At 68.4% G+C, this 17,041-nt stretch carries 14 protein-coding genes; 3 read left to right on the top strand and 11 right to left on the bottom strand.

Annotated features, from left to right (window positions below):
* Nucleotides 1-108: 108 nt before the first annotated feature.
* The 9 genes from ACFO8M_RS08140 to ACFO8M_RS08100 all read right to left on the bottom strand — a co-directional run bounded on the left by ACFO8M_RS08140 (nt 109) and on the right by ACFO8M_RS08100 (nt 9,048).
* The gene (locus ACFO8M_RS08140) at nt 109-663 is read right to left on the bottom strand and encodes a hypothetical protein (protein WP_387973068.1); all 555 of its coding nucleotides are present in this window, start codon (nt 661-663) and stop codon (nt 109-111) included.
* A gap of 24 nt (nt 664-687) precedes the next feature.
* Entirely contained in the window at nt 688-1,317 is a 630-nt protein-coding gene (locus tag ACFO8M_RS08135) for a MarC family protein (protein ID WP_387973065.1), read from the bottom strand.
* Nucleotides 1,318-1,370: 53 nt separating this feature from the next.
* Nucleotides 1,371-2,558: a hypothetical protein gene (locus tag ACFO8M_RS08130; protein WP_387973063.1), complete on the bottom strand. Its 1,188-nt coding sequence runs from the start codon at nt 2,556-2,558 to the stop codon at nt 1,371-1,373.
* Complete coding sequence (locus tag ACFO8M_RS08125) at nt 2,555-3,100, bottom strand: SigE family RNA polymerase sigma factor (protein WP_387973060.1); 546 nt, start codon at nt 3,098-3,100, stop codon at nt 2,555-2,557. Before ACFO8M_RS08125 ends, ACFO8M_RS08130 begins: the two co-directional genes overlap by 4 nt.
* Before the next feature lie 248 nt (nt 3,101-3,348).
* Nucleotides 3,349-4,188 (bottom strand): PH domain-containing protein, encoded by an 840-nt coding sequence (locus ACFO8M_RS08120; protein ID WP_387973057.1) that lies wholly within the window; start codon nt 4,186-4,188, stop codon nt 3,349-3,351.
* 13 nt (nt 4,189-4,201) lie between these two features.
* Nucleotides 4,202-4,357, bottom strand: a complete 156-nt coding sequence (locus tag ACFO8M_RS08115; RefSeq protein WP_177154845.1) for a hypothetical protein — start codon at nt 4,355-4,357, stop codon at nt 4,202-4,204.
* A 466-nt stretch (nt 4,358-4,823) separates the two neighbouring features.
* Nucleotides 4,824-5,489, bottom strand: a complete 666-nt coding sequence (locus ACFO8M_RS08110) for a TrmH family RNA methyltransferase (RefSeq protein ID WP_387973053.1) — start codon at nt 5,487-5,489, stop codon at nt 4,824-4,826.
* Nucleotides 5,490-5,746: 257 nt separating this feature from the next.
* Nucleotides 5,747-7,681 (bottom strand): acetoacetate--CoA ligase, encoded by a 1,935-nt coding sequence (locus ACFO8M_RS08105; RefSeq protein ID WP_387973050.1) that lies wholly within the window; start codon nt 7,679-7,681, stop codon nt 5,747-5,749.
* 107 nt (nt 7,682-7,788) lie between these two features.
* Complete coding sequence (locus ACFO8M_RS08100) at nt 7,789-9,048, bottom strand: MFS transporter (RefSeq protein WP_387973047.1); 1,260 nt, start codon at nt 9,046-9,048, stop codon at nt 7,789-7,791.
* 254 nt (nt 9,049-9,302) lie between these two features.
* Here ACFO8M_RS08100 and ACFO8M_RS08095 point away from each other — a divergent pair, with 254 nt between their 5' ends.
* The 3 genes from ACFO8M_RS08095 (at nt 9,303) to ACFO8M_RS08085 (ending at nt 11,515) form a co-directional block, all read left to right on the top strand.
* The gene (locus ACFO8M_RS08095) at nt 9,303-9,971 is read left to right on the top strand and encodes a FadR/GntR family transcriptional regulator (RefSeq protein WP_387973044.1); all 669 of its coding nucleotides are present in this window, start codon (nt 9,303-9,305) and stop codon (nt 9,969-9,971) included.
* A gap of 113 nt (nt 9,972-10,084) precedes the next feature.
* The gene (locus ACFO8M_RS08090) at nt 10,085-10,546 is read left to right on the top strand and encodes an RrF2 family transcriptional regulator (RefSeq protein WP_387973041.1); all 462 of its coding nucleotides are present in this window, start codon (nt 10,085-10,087) and stop codon (nt 10,544-10,546) included.
* A 45-nt stretch (nt 10,547-10,591) separates the two neighbouring features.
* Nucleotides 10,592-11,515, top strand: a complete 924-nt coding sequence (locus ACFO8M_RS08085; protein WP_387973038.1) for a YihY/virulence factor BrkB family protein — start codon at nt 10,592-10,594, stop codon at nt 11,513-11,515.
* A 46-nt stretch (nt 11,516-11,561) separates the two neighbouring features.
* Here ACFO8M_RS08085 and ACFO8M_RS08080 read toward each other — a convergent pair whose 3' ends face one another.
* Nucleotides 11,562-15,296 carry a rhamnogalacturonan lyase family protein gene (locus ACFO8M_RS08080; RefSeq protein WP_387973035.1) on the bottom strand — a complete coding sequence of 1,245 codons (3,735 nt, stop codon included), beginning with the start codon at nt 15,294-15,296 and terminating at the stop codon, nt 11,562-11,564.
* Between the two features lie 221 nt (nt 15,297-15,517).
* Nucleotides 15,518-16,777, bottom strand: coding sequence for an RICIN domain-containing protein (locus tag ACFO8M_RS08075; RefSeq protein WP_387973032.1), 1,260 nt, complete (start codon nt 16,775-16,777; stop codon nt 15,518-15,520).
* Nucleotides 16,778-17,041 lie beyond the last annotated feature (264 nt).

The following is a 17,041-nucleotide window of genomic DNA, read 5'->3' as shown; positions in this document are numbered from 1 at the left end:
CGAGCACCTCGCTAAACTCCTCACCAACAGCGAATAACCAGCGGTGTTGCGACCACCCCTAGAAACCGCCATCCGCCCGGCCGGGGCCGTTTCCGTTCGTTCCTCCCGTTACGGCATCCTCGGCCCCCAGACCATGTCGGCGCCGGAGTGCCCGGCCTTGAACAGGAACCAGGCCGCCGCTCCCAGCAGCACCAGCGCCAGCAGGCCCACGATGAACATCACGACTTTGCGCCCGGTCGCCGCCGGGTCCGAACTCCCCGAAGCCGCTTCGCCGTCCTCGCCGGCGGCGGGCGCCGGAGCGTCCGCGTCGCGCAGGAGCGCGGTCCGCCGACCCCGGTCCAGACCGGCGAACAGGAACCACACCGGCACGAGCGCCACCAGTGTCCACAAGAGCCACCAGCCGTAGTTCTGGTGCTGCTCGATCACGTCGCTCCAGCCGTCCGGCTCGAAGAAGTTCGCGAGCTGCTCGCCGGTCAGGACCGTGCCGTACACGGCGAGGGGCGAGATCACCACGAGGGCCGCTACGGCCCAGCCGATGCGCTGGCGCAGCGGCGGGATCAGCAGGTAGGCGAGGCCGCCGAGCACGAGCAGCCCGACCAGGATGATCGGCGCGTGCAGCACCAGCGGGTGCAGGGGCAAGTCGAGGACTGTAGGAATCTCCATGGGTTTAATTGAACACTAAAGTAATCACCAAGCGGTAGCTCCAGCAGAACTTTCGAAGAGTTCAACATAACCCATCACGGCATCCGCGATGAGCTGCACCGCGATCGCGGCCAGCAGCACGCCCGCGATGCGGGTGAGGACCTCGATGCCGCCGCGCCGCAGGATCTTCACCAGGAACCCCGAGAAGCGCATGACCAGGTAGATCGAGATGTGGATGACGAGGATCGCCAATGCGATCCAGAGGTAGTCCACACGGGACGGCGCCTGCTGCACGAACAGGATCACCGCGACGATCGCGCCGGGCCCGGCCAGCAGCGGCGTGCCCAGCGGCACGAGTGCGATGTTCGAGGTCGCCGACTCCGAAGGCTCGTCGGCCTTCCCGGTGAGGAGCTGGAGGCTGACGAGGAGCAGCAGCAGCCCGCCCGCGCCCTGCAGCGCCTCCAGGTCGATGTGGAGGTAGTTGATGATCTGCTGGCCGAGCAGCGCGAACAGCGAGATCACGCCCAGGGACAGCAATGTCGCCTGGAGCGCGGCCCGGTTGCGCTCGCGCCGATCCATGGTCCCGGTGAGGGCCAGGTAGATCGGCACGATCCCCGGCGGGTCCATGATGACGAAGAGCGTCACCATGACCGTCAGCAAATATTCGATTCCCACGCAGCGAGTATGTCAAGTCCGCCAGGTCACAGGCCCGGATTCGTGCGCGTGTGTTAGGTGTAGCTCAGCACCGGCATCAGGGCGCCGGCAGGCGGTTCGAGTTCGGACAGCTCCGGCTCCTCACCGGTCGCCTCGACGAGCAACCAGGTCGACTCGCCCGGGGTGCCGGACACCTGCCAGCGGTCGGCCGGGTCGGTCCAGTAGTTCATCGCCTCCAGGTAGCGGGTCTCGTACTTCCCGAGGTCGGCGTCGGCGAGCGGAATGTACTCGCCCTCCACCTGGTCCTTCACCGACTCCGAGACAACGGCCGGGTCGACTTCGGTGCCGGTGGCCGCGATGAACTCGTCCTGGACCTCCGTGCTGTCCAATGGACCGCACCACTCAGTATCGCTCGCGGTCCCCTCGGTCGGGTAGAGGTCGGACACGCAGACGTTGGAAGGGTCCATCGAGTCGACGAGAAGCACGGCCTCGAATCCGGCGGCGCTCACCGACTCCAGGCCGTATTCGAGATTGTCGTTGAAGTAGTACGTGCCGGAGCTCCCGCCGGTGACCGAGTTCAAGTCGGCGGTGAAGACCGCGGTGGTCTCGCTCCAGTCGGCGAGGGAGATGGCGTAATCGGTCGTGAAGGCGACCGGTTCGACCTCCTCCTCGGTCTCCGCATCGGCGATGGTCACGTCGTACAGCGAGTACTCCTCGGACTCGTAGTCCGTGGTCGGCGTGACGATCGCGAACTGCTCGCCACCGGTGCTGACCTTGGTGTAACTCTCCTCCGTGGCCTTCGGATACGAGGTGCCGGAGGCGCCGTCGACGCTCACCGTCCACACTTCCTCGGCGGACTCGGCCATATACGCGTCGGCGAGCCTGTAGACGTAGGTCGGTTCCGTGTCGCCGAGGGCGATGCTGTCGCCGTCCTGGTTGAGCACGCTGTACGAACCGGAGTCGTCCTCGACGACGAACTCCATGTCGAACTCGTTCTGCACCTCGACGGTGCTCGTGTCGGCGGCCGTCGTCCCGTCGCCGCCGTCGTCGTCGGTCGAGAACCACGGCTGGTACACGAACGCCGCGGCGCCGAGCACGAGCAGGCCCGCGCCGGACGCGGCGGAGGCCACGCGCCTGCGGCGCCGGATGCGGCCGGCCCCGGCGATGGCGGCATCGGCCAGCCCGGGGTCGTCGTACGAAGGCGCGGCGTCGGCCCGTGCGGCCAGCCCGCTGCGCAGGAGGTCTTCTATGTCGTCGCTCATGCCGCCTTCCTCTGCTCCATCGACAGACCGAGTGCGGCAGAAGGCGTGCCGAGGCGCTTGCGCATGCCCGCGAGCGCGCGGGAGGCCTGGCTCTTGACGGTGCCGACGGAGATGCCGAGGATGTCGGCGATCTGCTGGTCCGTGCGGTTCTCGTAGTAGCGGAGGACGAGGACCGCGCGCTGGCGCTTGGGTAGGACGGCGATGTGGCGCCACATGGCGTCGCGCACGGCCGAGTGCTCGGTGAAGTCGCGGGAGTGGTCGGCCTTGTCCTCGAAGACCTCGGTGGGCTTCTCGCGGTTCGACCGCTTGCGCCACCAGGAGGCGTTGGTGTTGTAGAGGATGCGGCGGGCATAGGCGTCGACCGAATCAGTAGTCCTGATCCGGCTCCAAGCCAGGTAGGTCTTCGTCAAGGTCGTCTGCACCAAGTCCTCCGCTGTCGCCCAGTTCCCCGTCAGGAGATACGCCGCACGGTGCAGCGCGGCTGAGCGTGCCGCCACGTACTCGCGGAACTCCTCGTCCTGAGACGATTTGACCTCGCTCACGAGTCTCCCTGGGGGGGTCGAAGAACAGACGACATTCCCCCGGCGCGCGGTTGCGCCCGCCGGGCGGAATTCTGCCAAAAGATGGGTGTCATTGGCAACCGAGGGTCGGTAGGAGATGAGTATACGAAGTAGGTGCCACCGGGTCGATCCCGGCATCCGGTACCGCGACGAGCGTCATGACCTGGACGCGGAACACCCGCCGACAGTGTCGGCGGGTGTTCGGACGGTGATCGTTCAGGGCGCCCCGGTCAGGCCTCGGCGTCCTTCTTCACGGGCTCTTCTTCCGGAATCAGGTCCTCTTCGGGTTCGGCCTCGCGTTCGTCGACGGCCTCGGGCTCGTACATCTCCTCGCACATCTGGAGGTAGAGCTCGTTGGGGTTCGGCAGGTGCGGGACGTTCCGCAGCGCCTGGTCCTGGCCGGCGGACTCGATGATGAACTCGCCGTAGTTGAGCATCCGGCCCATCGGCGTCTGCGCGTACTTCATGTCGGTGACGCGGCCGAGCGGCATCATGGCGACCGAGCGGGTGATGACCCCTTGGATGAGCATGATCCGCTTGTTGGTCAGGATGAAGCGGTCCATGTACCAGTCGAGGATCTTCCAGCCCACGAAGCCGAGGATGAGCAGCCAGGCGACGACGGTGACCGTGAGCGCGGTGTCGCGGCTCTCGGACTCCCATTTCGTGAGCATGCCCGAGGCCAGGCCCATGATGAAGGTCGCGAGCGTCCCGATGACGTACCAGGGCATGAGGTGCACCCAGTGCCGGCGCCATTCGCCGCGGTACTTCTCGGTCGGGAAGAGGTAGCGGGCGGAGATCGGGGAGGGGACGTCGGGGACGGTCGGCGCGCGCATGCCTCCGAGGAGGCCGCCGCCGAGACCGTCGGTGAGTCCGTCGTCGAAGCGAACGCCGTCGATGTCACTCGCGGCGGTCGCGGGCGCGGAGCCGACAGCTCCAGATTGGAAGCTGAACTCCCGCGTGGGGGAAGCGGCGCCCGGGGCGGGACTGTCGGCGGGGGCGCGCGGGCTAGGGGGTTCCAGCGGCTCGGTGTCCTTGTTGTCCCCCGAGCCGCCTGCACCGGAATCGGTCATAGTGCCGTCGCTATCAGGTCACGAGGTTCGTGAAGAACGCCGCGAAACCGTTTGCGGCGTCAAGGATTCCGCCTGCGAGGTTCCCGACCACGTCACTGGCTTCGCCTGGCCTGAAGGCTATAAAGAACACCAGGAACGCAAGTCCGCCCCAAGTCAGAAACTTCTTCAACTTCCTCACCCCTCCCGTCAAGGGTCCTGGCCGATCGTTCGTCTGGCGCAGGCTGGCACGAGTCTACCGTACGAGCATGACTCGGCTTTCAGTTTTGTTCAGGGCCCCAACGGTGTGAACCGTGCGGCCCGTGCCGGGCTCAGCGTAACGCGGTGGTTCCACTTTTGCCCGACTCCGCCTATCTACCAGCGGATTCAACCTATTCTGTTGTGCTTCCGGGAGCTTACCCCAAGTAATCTCCCATTGGCTCAATGTAGGCGTATCGTTCGCCTGGCACCCTGGAAGCGTCCGGTATCCGACAACTGCCGTTCGCGTACGCCGCAACGAGGTGCGGCCCGGCGACGCGGCGTCGCCATCGGACTTCCGGGGCGCTGCTCCCGCAACACCGATGTACTCACTCCAGAGTGCCACCGGGGTGTGACATTCGGGAGTCCCCGCAGCGGTCGGATTCCCGACGGTCGGCATTTCAGGGGCGCTGTCCGAACACGTGTTCCCTCACCCAGGCGTGCATGGCGATGCCGCTGGCGACGCCGGCGTTGATCGAGCGGGTCGATCCGAACTGGGTGATCGAGCAGACCATCGAGCAGACCTCGCGCACCGGCTCGGACAGGCCGGGCCCTTCCTGGCCGAAGACCAGGACCGCTTTGCGAGGCAGCGGGGTCGTCTCGATCGGCACCGAGCCGGGCAGGTTGTCGATGCCGACGACCGCGAGGCCCTCGGCCTCGGCCCAGGCGATGAAGTCCTCGACCGTGTCGTGGTGCTCGACGTGCTGGTACCGGTCGGTGACCATCGCGCCGCGCCGGTTCCAGCGGCGCTTGCCGACGATGTGGACGGTCTTGGCGAGGAACGCGTTCGCGTTGCGCACGACGGTGCCGATGTTGAAGTCGTGCTGCCAGTTCTCGATGGCGACGTGGAAGTCGTGGCGGCGCTCGTCGAGGTCGGCGATGATCGCCTCGCGGCTCCAGTACCGGTACTCGTCCAGGACGTTGCGGCGGTCGCCCAGTCGCAGCAGGTCGGGGTCGTAGCGCTCGTCCTCGGGGAGGGGGCCCTCCCAGGGGCCGACGCCGACCTCCGCGGGAGCGTTGTCATCGGTGTCGGGCTCGTGCGGCACGGTCTCTGTCACGCCGACCATTGGAGCACAGCGGCCGCGGAGAGGCGGCGCAGCGGCCGCGGCAGGCCAGGCATAGCGCCGCCCCGGCGGCTACGGGGGAAACCGACCGGGGCGACACGAAACATACTAACTACCCGACGCCTGCGATCGGGCACACACCTAACTGAATTCCCTTGCCGCGTAAGGAAATCGGGTTATTGGCAGTCCCTTGTCACTCAGGCCTCGCTCCCGCCGCAGGCGCCCCGGCCGGGCACTGTCGTCACTGGGTGCGGCCGCGGTCAGGGGCGCATGAAGGCCTTCAGCGCGTCCGGGTTCGCGAGCGCGTCACGGGCGATGGCCTCCTCAGGCGGCACGCCTTTGAGGATCTTCTTCACCGGGACCTCCACCTTCTTCCCGCTCAGGGTCCTCGGGATCGAAGGCACCTGCCGCACCTCGTCCGGGAGGTGCCTCGGCGACAACTGCTCGCGCAGGGCCGCGGAGATGCGCCGGCGCAAGTCGTCGTCGAGCTCCACGCCCTCGGAGCAGGAGATGTACAGCAGCAGGCGGTCCTGGCCCGGGTCGTCGAGGTGCACCACCAGGGAGTCCGCCACGCCCTCGATCGCCTCGACCACCGCGTAGAACTCGGCCGTGCCCATCCTCACGCCGCCGCGGTTCAGGGTCGCGTCGCTGCGGCCCGAGATGACCGAGGAGCCGCGTTCGGTGATCGTGATCCAGTCGCCGTGGCGCCAGATCCCGGGGAAGTCCGTGAGGTAGGTGTCGCGGTAGCGGTGCTTGAGCGGGTCGCCCCACAGCCCCACCGGCATCGAGGGCATCGGCGAGGCGATCACCAGTTCGCCCTCGCGGCCGATCCCGGGGTGCCCTTCGGGGTCGAATGACTGCACGTCGGCGCCGAGGCACCGGCAGGAGAGCTCGCCGCGCCACACCGGCACCGTCGGCGCGCCGCCGATGAACCCGGTGCACAGGTCGGTGCCGCCCGAAAGGGACTGGAGCTGCGCGGTCTGGCTGATCTGCTCGTACACATAGTCGAAGCCGACCGCCGGCAGCGGCGCGCCCGTCGAGCCGATGCCGCGGATCAGCGACAGGTCGGCCTCTTCCATCGGCTTGATCCCGCGGGAGCGGCAGGCCATGAGGAACGGCGCGCTCGTCCCGAAGTAGGTGGTGCCCGACTCCTCGGCGAGCCGCCACATCCCGACCGGGTCGGGCGCCCCGTCGAACATGACGATCCCGGCGCCCACGATCGGCGCGGACATCAGGTAGTTCCACATCATCCAGCCGGTCGTGGAGTACCAGAAGAAGCGGTCGCCGACGCCGAGGTCGTGGTGCAGCGAGTGCATCTTCGCGTGCTCGATCGCCATGCCGCCGTGCGAGTGGACGATGGCCTTCGGCAGGCCGGTGGTGCCCGAGGAGTACAGGATGTACAGCGGGTGGTCGAAGGTGAGCGGCTCGAACGCGATGCCTTCGTCGTAGGCGCAGAAGCGGTCCCAGGTCTCGCCCTCGACCTCGCCGTCGGGCGACGCGCCGATGTACGGGAGCGTGACGACCGCGTGGAGGCCCTCGAGGCCGCGCACGACGCGGCGCAGGTCCGCGGTGCGGTCGATCGTCTTGGAGCCGTACTTGTAGCCGTCGACGGCCACGAGGACCTTCGGCTCGATCTGCACGAAGCGGTCGAGGACCGCCTTGGCCCCGAACTCGGGGGCGCAGCTGGAGAAGACCGCGCCGAGGCTCGCCGTGGCGAGCATGAGCGCGAAGGTCTCGGGGATGTTCGGCATCCAGGCCGCGACGCGGTCGCCGCGGTGCACGCCGCGGGCGACGAGCCCCGCGCGGGCGCGCGCGACGGCCTCGCGGAGCTCCCCCAGGGTCCATTCCACGGGCTCGCGCGTATCGGAGTAGGCGCGCACGAGGACGTCGTCCTCGTCCACGCCCGGCGCGGTGAGCACGGCGCGGGCGTAGTTGAAGGTCTCGTCGGGAAACCACACGGTGTCCGGCATGGTCTCGTCCGCGAGGACCCGGTGCTCCGGGACCGTCTTGCCGAGACCGAAGTACTCCCAGACCGCGCCCCAGAACGGGCGCAGATGGTCGACGGAGTACTGCCAGAGAGCCGGGTAGCCGGTGAGATCGCGCTCCTCACGGCGGGACAGCCACTGGCTGAACCGCCCGATGTTCGTCGTCTCCACCGCGTCGGGTCGCGGCAGCCACAGCACCTCGTTGGTCACGTTCGCCTCCCGGGTTCCACAACAGTGTGGTCTACAGCACTATCGTGTCACGAGGAAGGTTCGGCCTGCCTTGCGGGGGAGCCCGTTTCAGCGGTTTCGTCCCCTATTCAGCGAATGGGAGCGAGCTCGTCTTCGATGAAGCGCTCGCGGATGACATACAGACCGGCGCAGAACAGCACAACCGTCAGCGCGGCGACGAAACCGAACGGGACCGACCACGAGCCGGTGAGGCCGTAGACCCAGCCGACCGCGAGCGGCCCGACCCCGGCGATGAGGTAGCCGCCGGACTGGGCGAACGAGGACAGCGCGCTCGTCCCGGCCGGAGTGCGGGCCCGGAGCCCGAAGAGGGTCAGCACCAGCGGGAACACCGAGGTGCCGATGCCGAACAGCGCCATCCACAGCCAGGTCAGGGCGCCGCCGCCGGCGATCCAGAGTCCGGCGATCGCGGGCGGGTAGCAGGCCATGAGGATGAGGAAGACCGGGCGCGGGCCCCAGCGGACGGTGAGCATCGGGACGACCACCGAGACCGGGATCTGCACGACCGTGAGCAGGCCGAGCATGGAACCGGCGGCGGCCGCGCCCATCCCGTCGGCCATGAGGATCGTGGTGCTCCAGCCCATCAGGATGTAGGCGATGGCCGACTGGCAGCCGAAGACCAGCAGCATCATCCAGGCCAGGCGCGAACGGCGGACGCCGCTGAGGCGGCCGATCGGCGCGGACCCGACCGCCGCGGCGGCGGGGCGCCACAGGAGCCACGGGACGATCGCGATGAGCGCCGGGAGCGCCCAGACGGCCAGCGCGATGCGCCAGTCGCCGGTGAGGCGGTCGATCGGGGCGGTGGCCGCGGCGGCGACGGCGGTGCCGACCGCGAGCGTCGTCGAATACGCGGTGGTCATGAGACCGATGCGGTTCGGGAAGTAGCGCTTGACGATCACGGGGACCGCGACGTTGCCGACCGCTCCGGCGGCGAGCGCCAGGAGGCTGAAGAGCAGGAAGAGCGCGGCGTCGGGGGCCCAGGCGCGGGCGATCATGCCGACGCTCATGACCAGGAGCGCCCCGGTGAGGAGGGCGCGGGGGCCGTAGCGGCGGGCGAGGCGCGGGGCGAGGGCGCCGAGGCCGGCGAAGGCGAGGACCGGGAGGGTGGTGAGGAGTCCGGCCACGGTCTCCGACATGCCGAGGCCGATGCGCAGTTCGGCGAGGATCGCGCCGACGCTGGTGACGGCGGTGCGGAAGTTGAAGGCGGCGAGGACGACTCCGGCGATGAGCATCCAGCCTGCGGCAATGACCGCGCTCTTGGGCGGGAGCTGCGGGTCGGCGATCTCGGCGTGCGGGGTGGGGGCGGGGTGCTCGGTGTCGGTCGTCGTCACGCGGACGGCTCCTTCCGGGGACGGGAGGCGGGCGGGGTCCGGTGGGGGTGCGGTAACCGTTGTCCAACTGTTGACTGCGCGCAGTGGTTCGCTCTGAGCAGCCGGGATAAGATGGAGTCAATTCGTAGGATGAATTAACAGCCTGTCAACGGTATCGCGACGGCCGTCTGCTTTAATCCTTCTAGTGTTGGGAAACACGCACCCATGGCGGGCCCCCGCAAGCCATGGACGCTCCGGAGAGGTCAGGTCCGCCAGTGGCATTGCAGTCGACACGCAAGTCCGCCCTCGTCGATCAGGTGATCGAGCAACTGCGCCAGCAGATCAGCGACGGCGAGTGGGGCTTGGGCGCGCGCATCCCGACCGAGAGCGAACTGGCAGAGCTCCTCGGCGTCGGCCGCAACACCATCCGCGAAGGCGTCCGGGCCCTCGCCCACGCCGGGCTCCTGGAGATCCGCCAAGGCGCCGGCACGTTCGTCGTCGGACGCAGCGAAGTGACCGCGGCCGTGCGCCGCCGCATCGCCGCCAGCCCCGCCTCGGACGCGATGGAGGTCCGCCGCGGCCTCGAGGTCGAGGCCGCCCGCCTCGCCGCGCACCGCCGCGACGAAGCCGACATCACCCGCCTGCGCATCCTGCTGTCCGAGCGCGAGGCGACCCACGAGGTCAACGACACCGAGTCGTTCGTGGCGGCCGACATCGCCCTCCACCAGGCCGTGGCCGAAGCCAGCCACAACAAACTCCTCGCCGAGCTGTACTCCGAGCTGGCCGAATCGCTGCGCGAGACCGTGCGGGCCGGGCTCGGCCCGAACCTCGCCGAGGAACCGCACATAGACCACTCGCGCGCGATCGAGGCGATCATCGCCGGGGACGCCGACCTCGCAGCGGCCGAGACCGCCGCGTATCTGCGCCTGCTCATCGACGACTGACCGACCCCCGCGGGACCCGGCCGCCTCACAGACCGCCCGTGAGCCGCTTGGAAAAGCAGTTCCGGGAGATAGAGTCGGTATTGCCGCTCGTCTCTGAGAACGAAGGAGTACCCATGCGCCTGTCCGCCCGCGTCGACTACGCACTGCGGGCCGCCGTGGCCCTCGCCGGATACGGCGAGCGATGGGTCTCCGCCGAGCAGATCGCCGAAGACCAGGGGATTCCCCGCAAGTTCCTCGAATCGATCCTGCTCCAGCTGCGGCGCGGCGGCATCGCCACGTCCAAGCGCGGCTCCGAGGGCGGCCACCAGCTGGCCCGGCCGGGCGACAAGATCAGCCTCGCCGACGTCATCCGCGCGGTCGACGGCCCCCTCGTGGGCGTCCGCGGCGAACGCCCCGAGCAGGTCCCCTACTCCGGCACCGCGACCGCATTGACGAACGTGTGGATCGCGCTGCGCGTCTCCGAGCGCAACATCCTCGAATCGGTGTCCCTCGCCGCGGTCGCCAACGACGACCTCCCCACCTCGGTCACGAAACTCCTCGAAGACCCCGACGCCTGGGTCATCCGCGGCGCCTGACGCGTCGGGCCTCCGGATCCGTGGCGGCACTGGCAGAATCAGCTCGTGAAGTTCCCTGACTTGGGGGCCTGGTGGGACCGCGTGCTCCTCGGGGCTCGTAAACGGTCCAATCTGGTGGACCACACCTGGCGCGCGGGCGAGCGGTACGGCGAGGTCCACGGCGGCCAGCTGGCCGCCGCGATCTCCTACTACGCGTTCTTCGCGGCGTTCTCGATGTCGCTGCTGGCCTTGGCGATCTTCGGATACCTGCTCGACCTGCCCTCGGTCTACGCATCGGTCGAGTCATGGCTGGAGACCAACCTGCCGGTGATCGACATCGGGGTCCTCGAGAGCTCCCGCAAGTCCGTGACGATCTTCGCGGCCGTCGCCCTGCTCGTGGCCGGGGTCGCCTGGGTCCAGTCGGTGCGCGCGGCGATCCGCACGATCTGGAGCCTCGACGCCCAGCCCGGCAACCCGTTCCTGCGGTGGGCCATCGACCTCGGGATCCTCTTCGGCGTCTCGATCCTGCTGCTCATCACCATCGGCGCGACCGCCGGGGCCGAATGGGCGCTCGCGCGGCTCGACCTCGACGACGCCACCGGGAACCTGGCGCTGGTGGTCCGGGCCGTCTCGGTCCTCGTGGGTCTCATCGCCAACGCGCTGCTGGCGATGGTCCTGCTCCAGGCCCTGCCGCGGGTGGTGATGCCGCTGCGCCGGGTCGTGTGGGCGTCCGTGGCCGTCTCGATCGGTATGGAGCTCTTGAAGACCGTGGGCCGCATCTACGTCCTGCACGTCTCCGACCGGCCCGCCTACCAGGCGGTGACGACCGCGGTCGGCCTCCTGGTGTTCCTCTACCTGTTCAACGTGATGCTGCTGATCGCCGCCGCGTGGACTGCGACCTCGCTGCGCGGCAAGGCCATCGACCTCTTCCAGCGCACCGCCATCCCGTATGAGCCCGGCAGGCTCCACAACCCCGAATCGGAGCAATGACGGCCCGAGCGCAGTGCGCTCGGGCCGTCCTTCATTCAGTTGCGTTTCACGCGGTGGCGCAGACCTGGCCGTTCATGAGGAACATGCCGGGGTCGCCGGGGTCGCCGGTGCCTTGGAAGCCGATCTGCTTGATGTGGCCCGGTTTCAGGGGGAAGTTCCAGAAGGCCGGGTCGGCGACCATGGCGTCGCCGTCGATCGCGATCGTGCCGCCCCAGTCGTATTCGACCGTTTCGACGCCGCCGGACTTCCACACCAGGTCCCACTCCTCGATCGCGGCGTCACCGGTGTTGGCGACCTTGACCTGGACGACGAAGCCGTCGCCCCAGTCGGAGACGACCTCGTAGTCGACCTCGCAGGACGCCGCCGCGTACGGTGCGGCGGCGCCGTCGCGCGCCGGGCCGTACGTGACCGTCTCCCAGACGGGGGCCTCCATGTCGTAGCCGAGGAAGAAGCTCGGCCACGGCGGCTGGTTGTACGAGACGTTCTGCCAGGAGACGGCGAGGCGGTACTGCGGGTCGTTCATCAGCGTCGGCAGCGCGTAGTCCGTGGCGTGGGTGGTGGTGAACAGGCGCACGCCGTCGTTCGACTCCTTGCGCAGGATCACCTCCTCGCGCCAGTCCCCGAGCAGGTCGCCGGTGAGCACCGCGTTGCCCTTGGTGCCGTTGTTCGTGTCCACCCCTTCGGGAGTGAAGATCTCCTCCTGCGTGCCGGTCTCGTAGTCCCAGTCGGCGATGTACGGGTAGATCGGCACGTAGTCGGGTTCGTTGAACTCGTGGTCGAAGATCTCGCGGCCGAGGTCGCCGTCCCACCAGATCATCGAGTTCGCGGACGGGATCGTGTTGCCGATGAGCGTGCCGTCGGCGGCGTGGAGCGCGCCTTCGCGCGAGTTCCAAGCGCCCGTGGTGCTCACGGCCCAGCATTCGGCGCCCGCGTAGTTCGGGTCGATGTCGCCGCACGCGCCGCGGCCGGTGTCGCGGGTGCCCGGGACGGACCACAGCACTTCGGCGGTGTCGGCGTCGCGGAACGCCGCGGCCTTGTTGCCCGAGCAGCTCATGCACTCGAACGGGCTGAAGATCTCCAGGCCCTCGTTGGACGGGTCGAGGTCCGAGACGTGCAGCGCGTCGCCGTGGCCGAGGCCCGTCGAGTACAGCGGCGTCCCGTCGTCGTTGACCGTCATGGCGCCGAACACGATCTCGTCGCGACCGTCATCGTCGACGTCGGCGATGGACATCTGGTGGTTGCCCTGTCCGGCGTACTTCCCGCCCCAGCGGTCGGAGGTGAAGCTCCACGCCTGCGGCAGGTTGTCGCCGTCCCAGTTCCACGCGGTGATCTCGGTCTTCGCGTAGATGCCGCGGTTGGTGATGAGCGACGGGTGGACGCCGTCCAGATAGGCCACCGCGGCCATGAGGCGGTCGCCGCGGTTGCCGTAGCAGTCGCCCCACGAGCAGATGTCGCCTCGCGCCGGGGTGAAGTCCGCGGTCTCCATGGCGGCGCCGGTCTGGCCGTTGAAGATCGTCAGGAACTCCGGGCCCTGCAGGATGCGGCCGTCGGTGCCGCGCCAGTCCGCGTCGGCGTCGCCGATCACGGTGCCTTCGCCGTCGACGGTGCCGTCGGCGGTCTTGAGCGCCACTTCGGCTTTGCCGTCGGAGTCGAGGTCGTAGGCGACCAGCTGGGTGTAGTGCGCCCCGGCCCGGATGTTCTTCCCGAGGTCGATGCGCCAGAGGCGTTCACCGCTGAGCGTGTACGCGTCGACGTAGACGTTCCCGGTGTAGCCGTTCTTGGAGTTGTCCTTGGAGTTCGACGGATCCCATTTCTGGACGATCTCCAGGGCGCCGTCGCCGTTCAGGTCCGCCACAGTGGCGTCGTTCGGCGCGTACGTGTAAGTCACGCCGTCGGGCGTCGTGCCGCCTTCGGGGCGCTCCATGTCGATGTCGATGTACTGCTCGTCCCAGACCTCGAAGGCCTTCGTGTACCCGGTCTCGACCCCTTCGGACACCGTTGCGACCCAATAGGTCGCGTTCGCGGTGCCGCCCTGGTCGGTGAGGTTCGTGAGCTGCGTGGGCTCGGGCGTGATGAGCCGGCCGTCGCGGTAGACGTTGAACGCCAGGCCTTCCGGGTCCAGCGCGAGGCTGCGCCAGCTCAGGAAGTTCCCGTCGTCCGTGCTCACCGCTACCGGCGCTCGGTCGAGGCTCTCGACCTGCTCGGCGCAGTCGGCGCACGGCACGTCGGGGCCCTCGTCGCCGCCGCCGGGGACGTCCCCGATGCGGGTGAGCTCCAGGCCGTTCAGGTGCCCGGTCTGGCCCGAGATGGTGACGTTGAGCTGGCCGTCTTCGACGGTGATGCCCTCGAAGTCCTTGGTGAGGATCGCTCTCGAGGCGGCGTTGGCCGCTCCGTAGTCGACGCCTTCGAACTTCACGTTCGCGCGGGCCGAACCCACGTAGTCGCCGGTGATGACGCGCGCGGTGTAGAGGCCGTCGGCGACGTCGACGGCGAAGTCGTAGGTGCCGCCGAACCAGGCCACGAAGTCGCTGCCGAGCGGGTCTGTGGTGACGCCGCGGTCGCGGTCGATCGCGCTGGTCATGTCGGTGGTGAAGCCGTAGCCGCGCTCGGCGGTGTAGGCGGTGCCGCGGTTGACCTCGGTGTAGCCGGGGGCCACGGTCTGCGAGGCCGGGCCGAAGTCGTACTTGAAGCCGGCGGTGGCGGTCGTGACCGTCAGCGGCGCGGACTTCTCGCCTTCGCCCTTGCCGTTGACGCCCGCGACGACGAACTCGTAGGCGGTGTCCTCCTTGAGGCCGGAGACGCGGCCGACGCCGACGGTGGCGGTGGAGCCGAGGCGCCATTCACCACCGGGTTCGCGCACGTAGACACGGTAGATGTCGGCGTCCTCGGCGGTGTCCCAGTTGAGTGTCACGCTCGCGTTCGCCACGGTGGCGGCGGTGAGGCCGGTCGGCGCGGCCGGCGCATTGGCCGGAGGCGCGACGTCGACCACATGCTCGGACAAGGGAAGTCCGAGCGTGGCGGTCTCTTCGGCGACCAGGCGGGCCATCTGGATGGCGCCGTACTCCTGGAAGTGCGTGTCGTCGGTGGTGCCGTTGGGCCGGTTCGGGTAGACCCCGGCCGGGACGTGCAGGAACACCGACTTCGCTTCCTCAGGACCGATCTCGTTGAGGTAGGCGCGCGAGGAGGCCGAGAGGTCGACCATCGCGACGCCGGTCTCCTCGTGGAGCTCGTAGACCTTGTTCACGTAGTCGCCGAAGGACACGTTGAACTCGCCGGTCTCGGCGTTGAAGCTGCGACGCGAGACGGGGGTGACGAGGACCGGGATGGCGCCCTTCTCGATCGCGCCCGCGACGTAGTGGTCCCGCAGGTACATCTTGTAGTCGTCGGGCGAGGTGTACCGCTCGGGGACCGAGGCGGTGGCGTCGTTGTGCCCGAACTGGACGAACAGGTAGTCGCCCGGCTGGATCTCGTTCAGGATCGCGTCGAGGCGGCCCTGCTCGATGAACGAGCGCGAGGAACGCCCGCCGATCGCGCGGTTGGCGATGGTGACGTTCTCGTCGAAGTAGCGGTCGATCACCTGGCCCCACCCGGCCTGCGGCTCCCAGTAGGGGTCGTAGGTCTGGACGGTGGAGTCCGAGGCGAGGTAGACGGTGATCCCGTCGTCCTGGGCTTGTGCTGGGGCGCCCGCGGAGAGGACGCCCGCGAGCGCGGTGGTCCCGGCCGCCAGCACCGCTAGGGTGCGGCGCCACCGGGAGGCCGGGGGAGGAGGTGTGGGCCTCATGGTCACTTCCGTAGTGAGAGGAGGGTGCTTGTCGGACAAACGAGAGTGAATCGTTTCAAAGAAAGGACCGTTTGCCGGGCAAGCGTTTACTACCAAGGGGACGGTACCGAGTGGATTCTCGAAAGTCAATACATGTCGATATCCATGAATGACGATGCCGGTCCGCTCCCGCAGGAGGTACTGCGCAGCGGACCGGCATTCGGCCCAAAAGGGATGTTCGACTAGCGGACGTGCGCCGAGATCGGCTTGTTCAGCGCCTTCGTGCCCTCGGAGACGAGGCGGGCCATCTGGTTCGCGCCGTTCTCCTGGAAGTGGGTCGAGTCGGCCAGGCCGTTGGGGTAGTTCGGGTACTCCCCCACGGCGAGGTGCATGAACACTTCCTCGCGGGCCCGGTCGGGCCCGATCGCGTTGAGGTAGCCGCGCGAGCGGGCGCCGAGGTCGATCAGGGACACGCCGGTCTCGCTGACCAGCTCGTGGACCTTGTCGGCGTAGGTCGCGAAGGACTCGTTGAACTGACCGTTCGAGGTGTTGTAGTCCAGGCGGTTCACCGGGGTGAGGAGCACCGGGATCGCGCCGCGGTCGGTCGCGCCCTTCATATAGTGGTCCCGCAGGTACATCTTGTAGTCCGCCGGCGAGGTGTAGCGGTCCGGGTTGTTCGTGCTCGCGTCGTTGTGCCCGAACTGGACGTACAGGTAGTCGCCCGGCTTGATCGCGTTGAGGATCGTGGTGAGGCGGCCCTGCTCGATGAACGAGCGCGAGGAGCGCCCGCCGATGGCGTGGTTGGCGATGGTCGTGTTGGCGTCCATCCAACCGCCGAGCTTCTGGCCCCAGCCGGTCATCGGGTAGGCCGAGGAGTTGTAGTTCTGGGCCGTGGAGTCCGAGGCGATGTAGATCGTCGTGGCCTGCGCGGCGGGCGCGGCGCCGGCCGGGATGAGCTTCCACTGCTGGTTGATGCCGCCGCCGTTGTCGTACTGGGAGACGCGCGAGCCCTGGGCGATGGCCCACTCCCAGACATCGAGGGCCTTGCCGGAGTTGCGGTTGACGAAGCGCAGCCAGGTGCCGTCGTCGATGATCTGCCACTGCTGGTTGTTGCCGGTGTTGGCCGTCCACTGGACGATGTCGGCGCCGTTGGCGGTGGACTTGGCGTAGACGTCGAGGGAGAGGCCGGAGTGCCGGGCCTCGATGCGGTAGTAGCCGCTGCCGACGGAGACGAAGCGGAACTGCTGGTTGGTCGCATAGGTGCGGTTGCGCTGCACCAGCTTGGCGCCGTTGGCGGTCGAGGACCCGTCGATCTCCAGGACGAGGCCGGAGTAGCGGGACTGGAGGTGGTACCAGGTGCCCGGGGTGAAGGCCGCGCTCGCGGCGCCCGCACCGAGGAGCCCGCCCGCGGCGGCGCCGGCGCCGAGCCCGGCGAAGATGCCGAGGGATCGGCGGGAAAGCTTGGCACCGAAGGGATTCGGGTGATCCGGTGGTCGTGTCATGTTCGCTCCTTCGAAGGTGGGGGCCGCGGCGCGGGCGCCGCGGCCCCGTGTGAGGGGAGACCGGGTCTTCGGCGGTACCAGGCAGACTGAAACGATTCAAACGTCGCAGGTCACGGGCCTCCATGAAGGACCTCGAGCGGTGCCGGGAGCGCCAAAGGTTTTACATAGTCATACATTTCGATGTGTTTCGGAGCATCGTAACCCCGGGCAAGCGTTCGCACAAGTCCCGAATGCCGCGCGCCGCAGGCAGATACCATCCCGAGC

The sequence above is a fragment of the Glycomyces rhizosphaerae genome, from assembly GCF_042647865.1.
Taxonomy (GTDB): domain Bacteria; phylum Actinomycetota; class Actinomycetes; order Mycobacteriales; family Micromonosporaceae; genus Glycomyces; species Glycomyces rhizosphaerae.
This window is presented reverse-complemented; position numbering and strand designations above follow the sequence as displayed.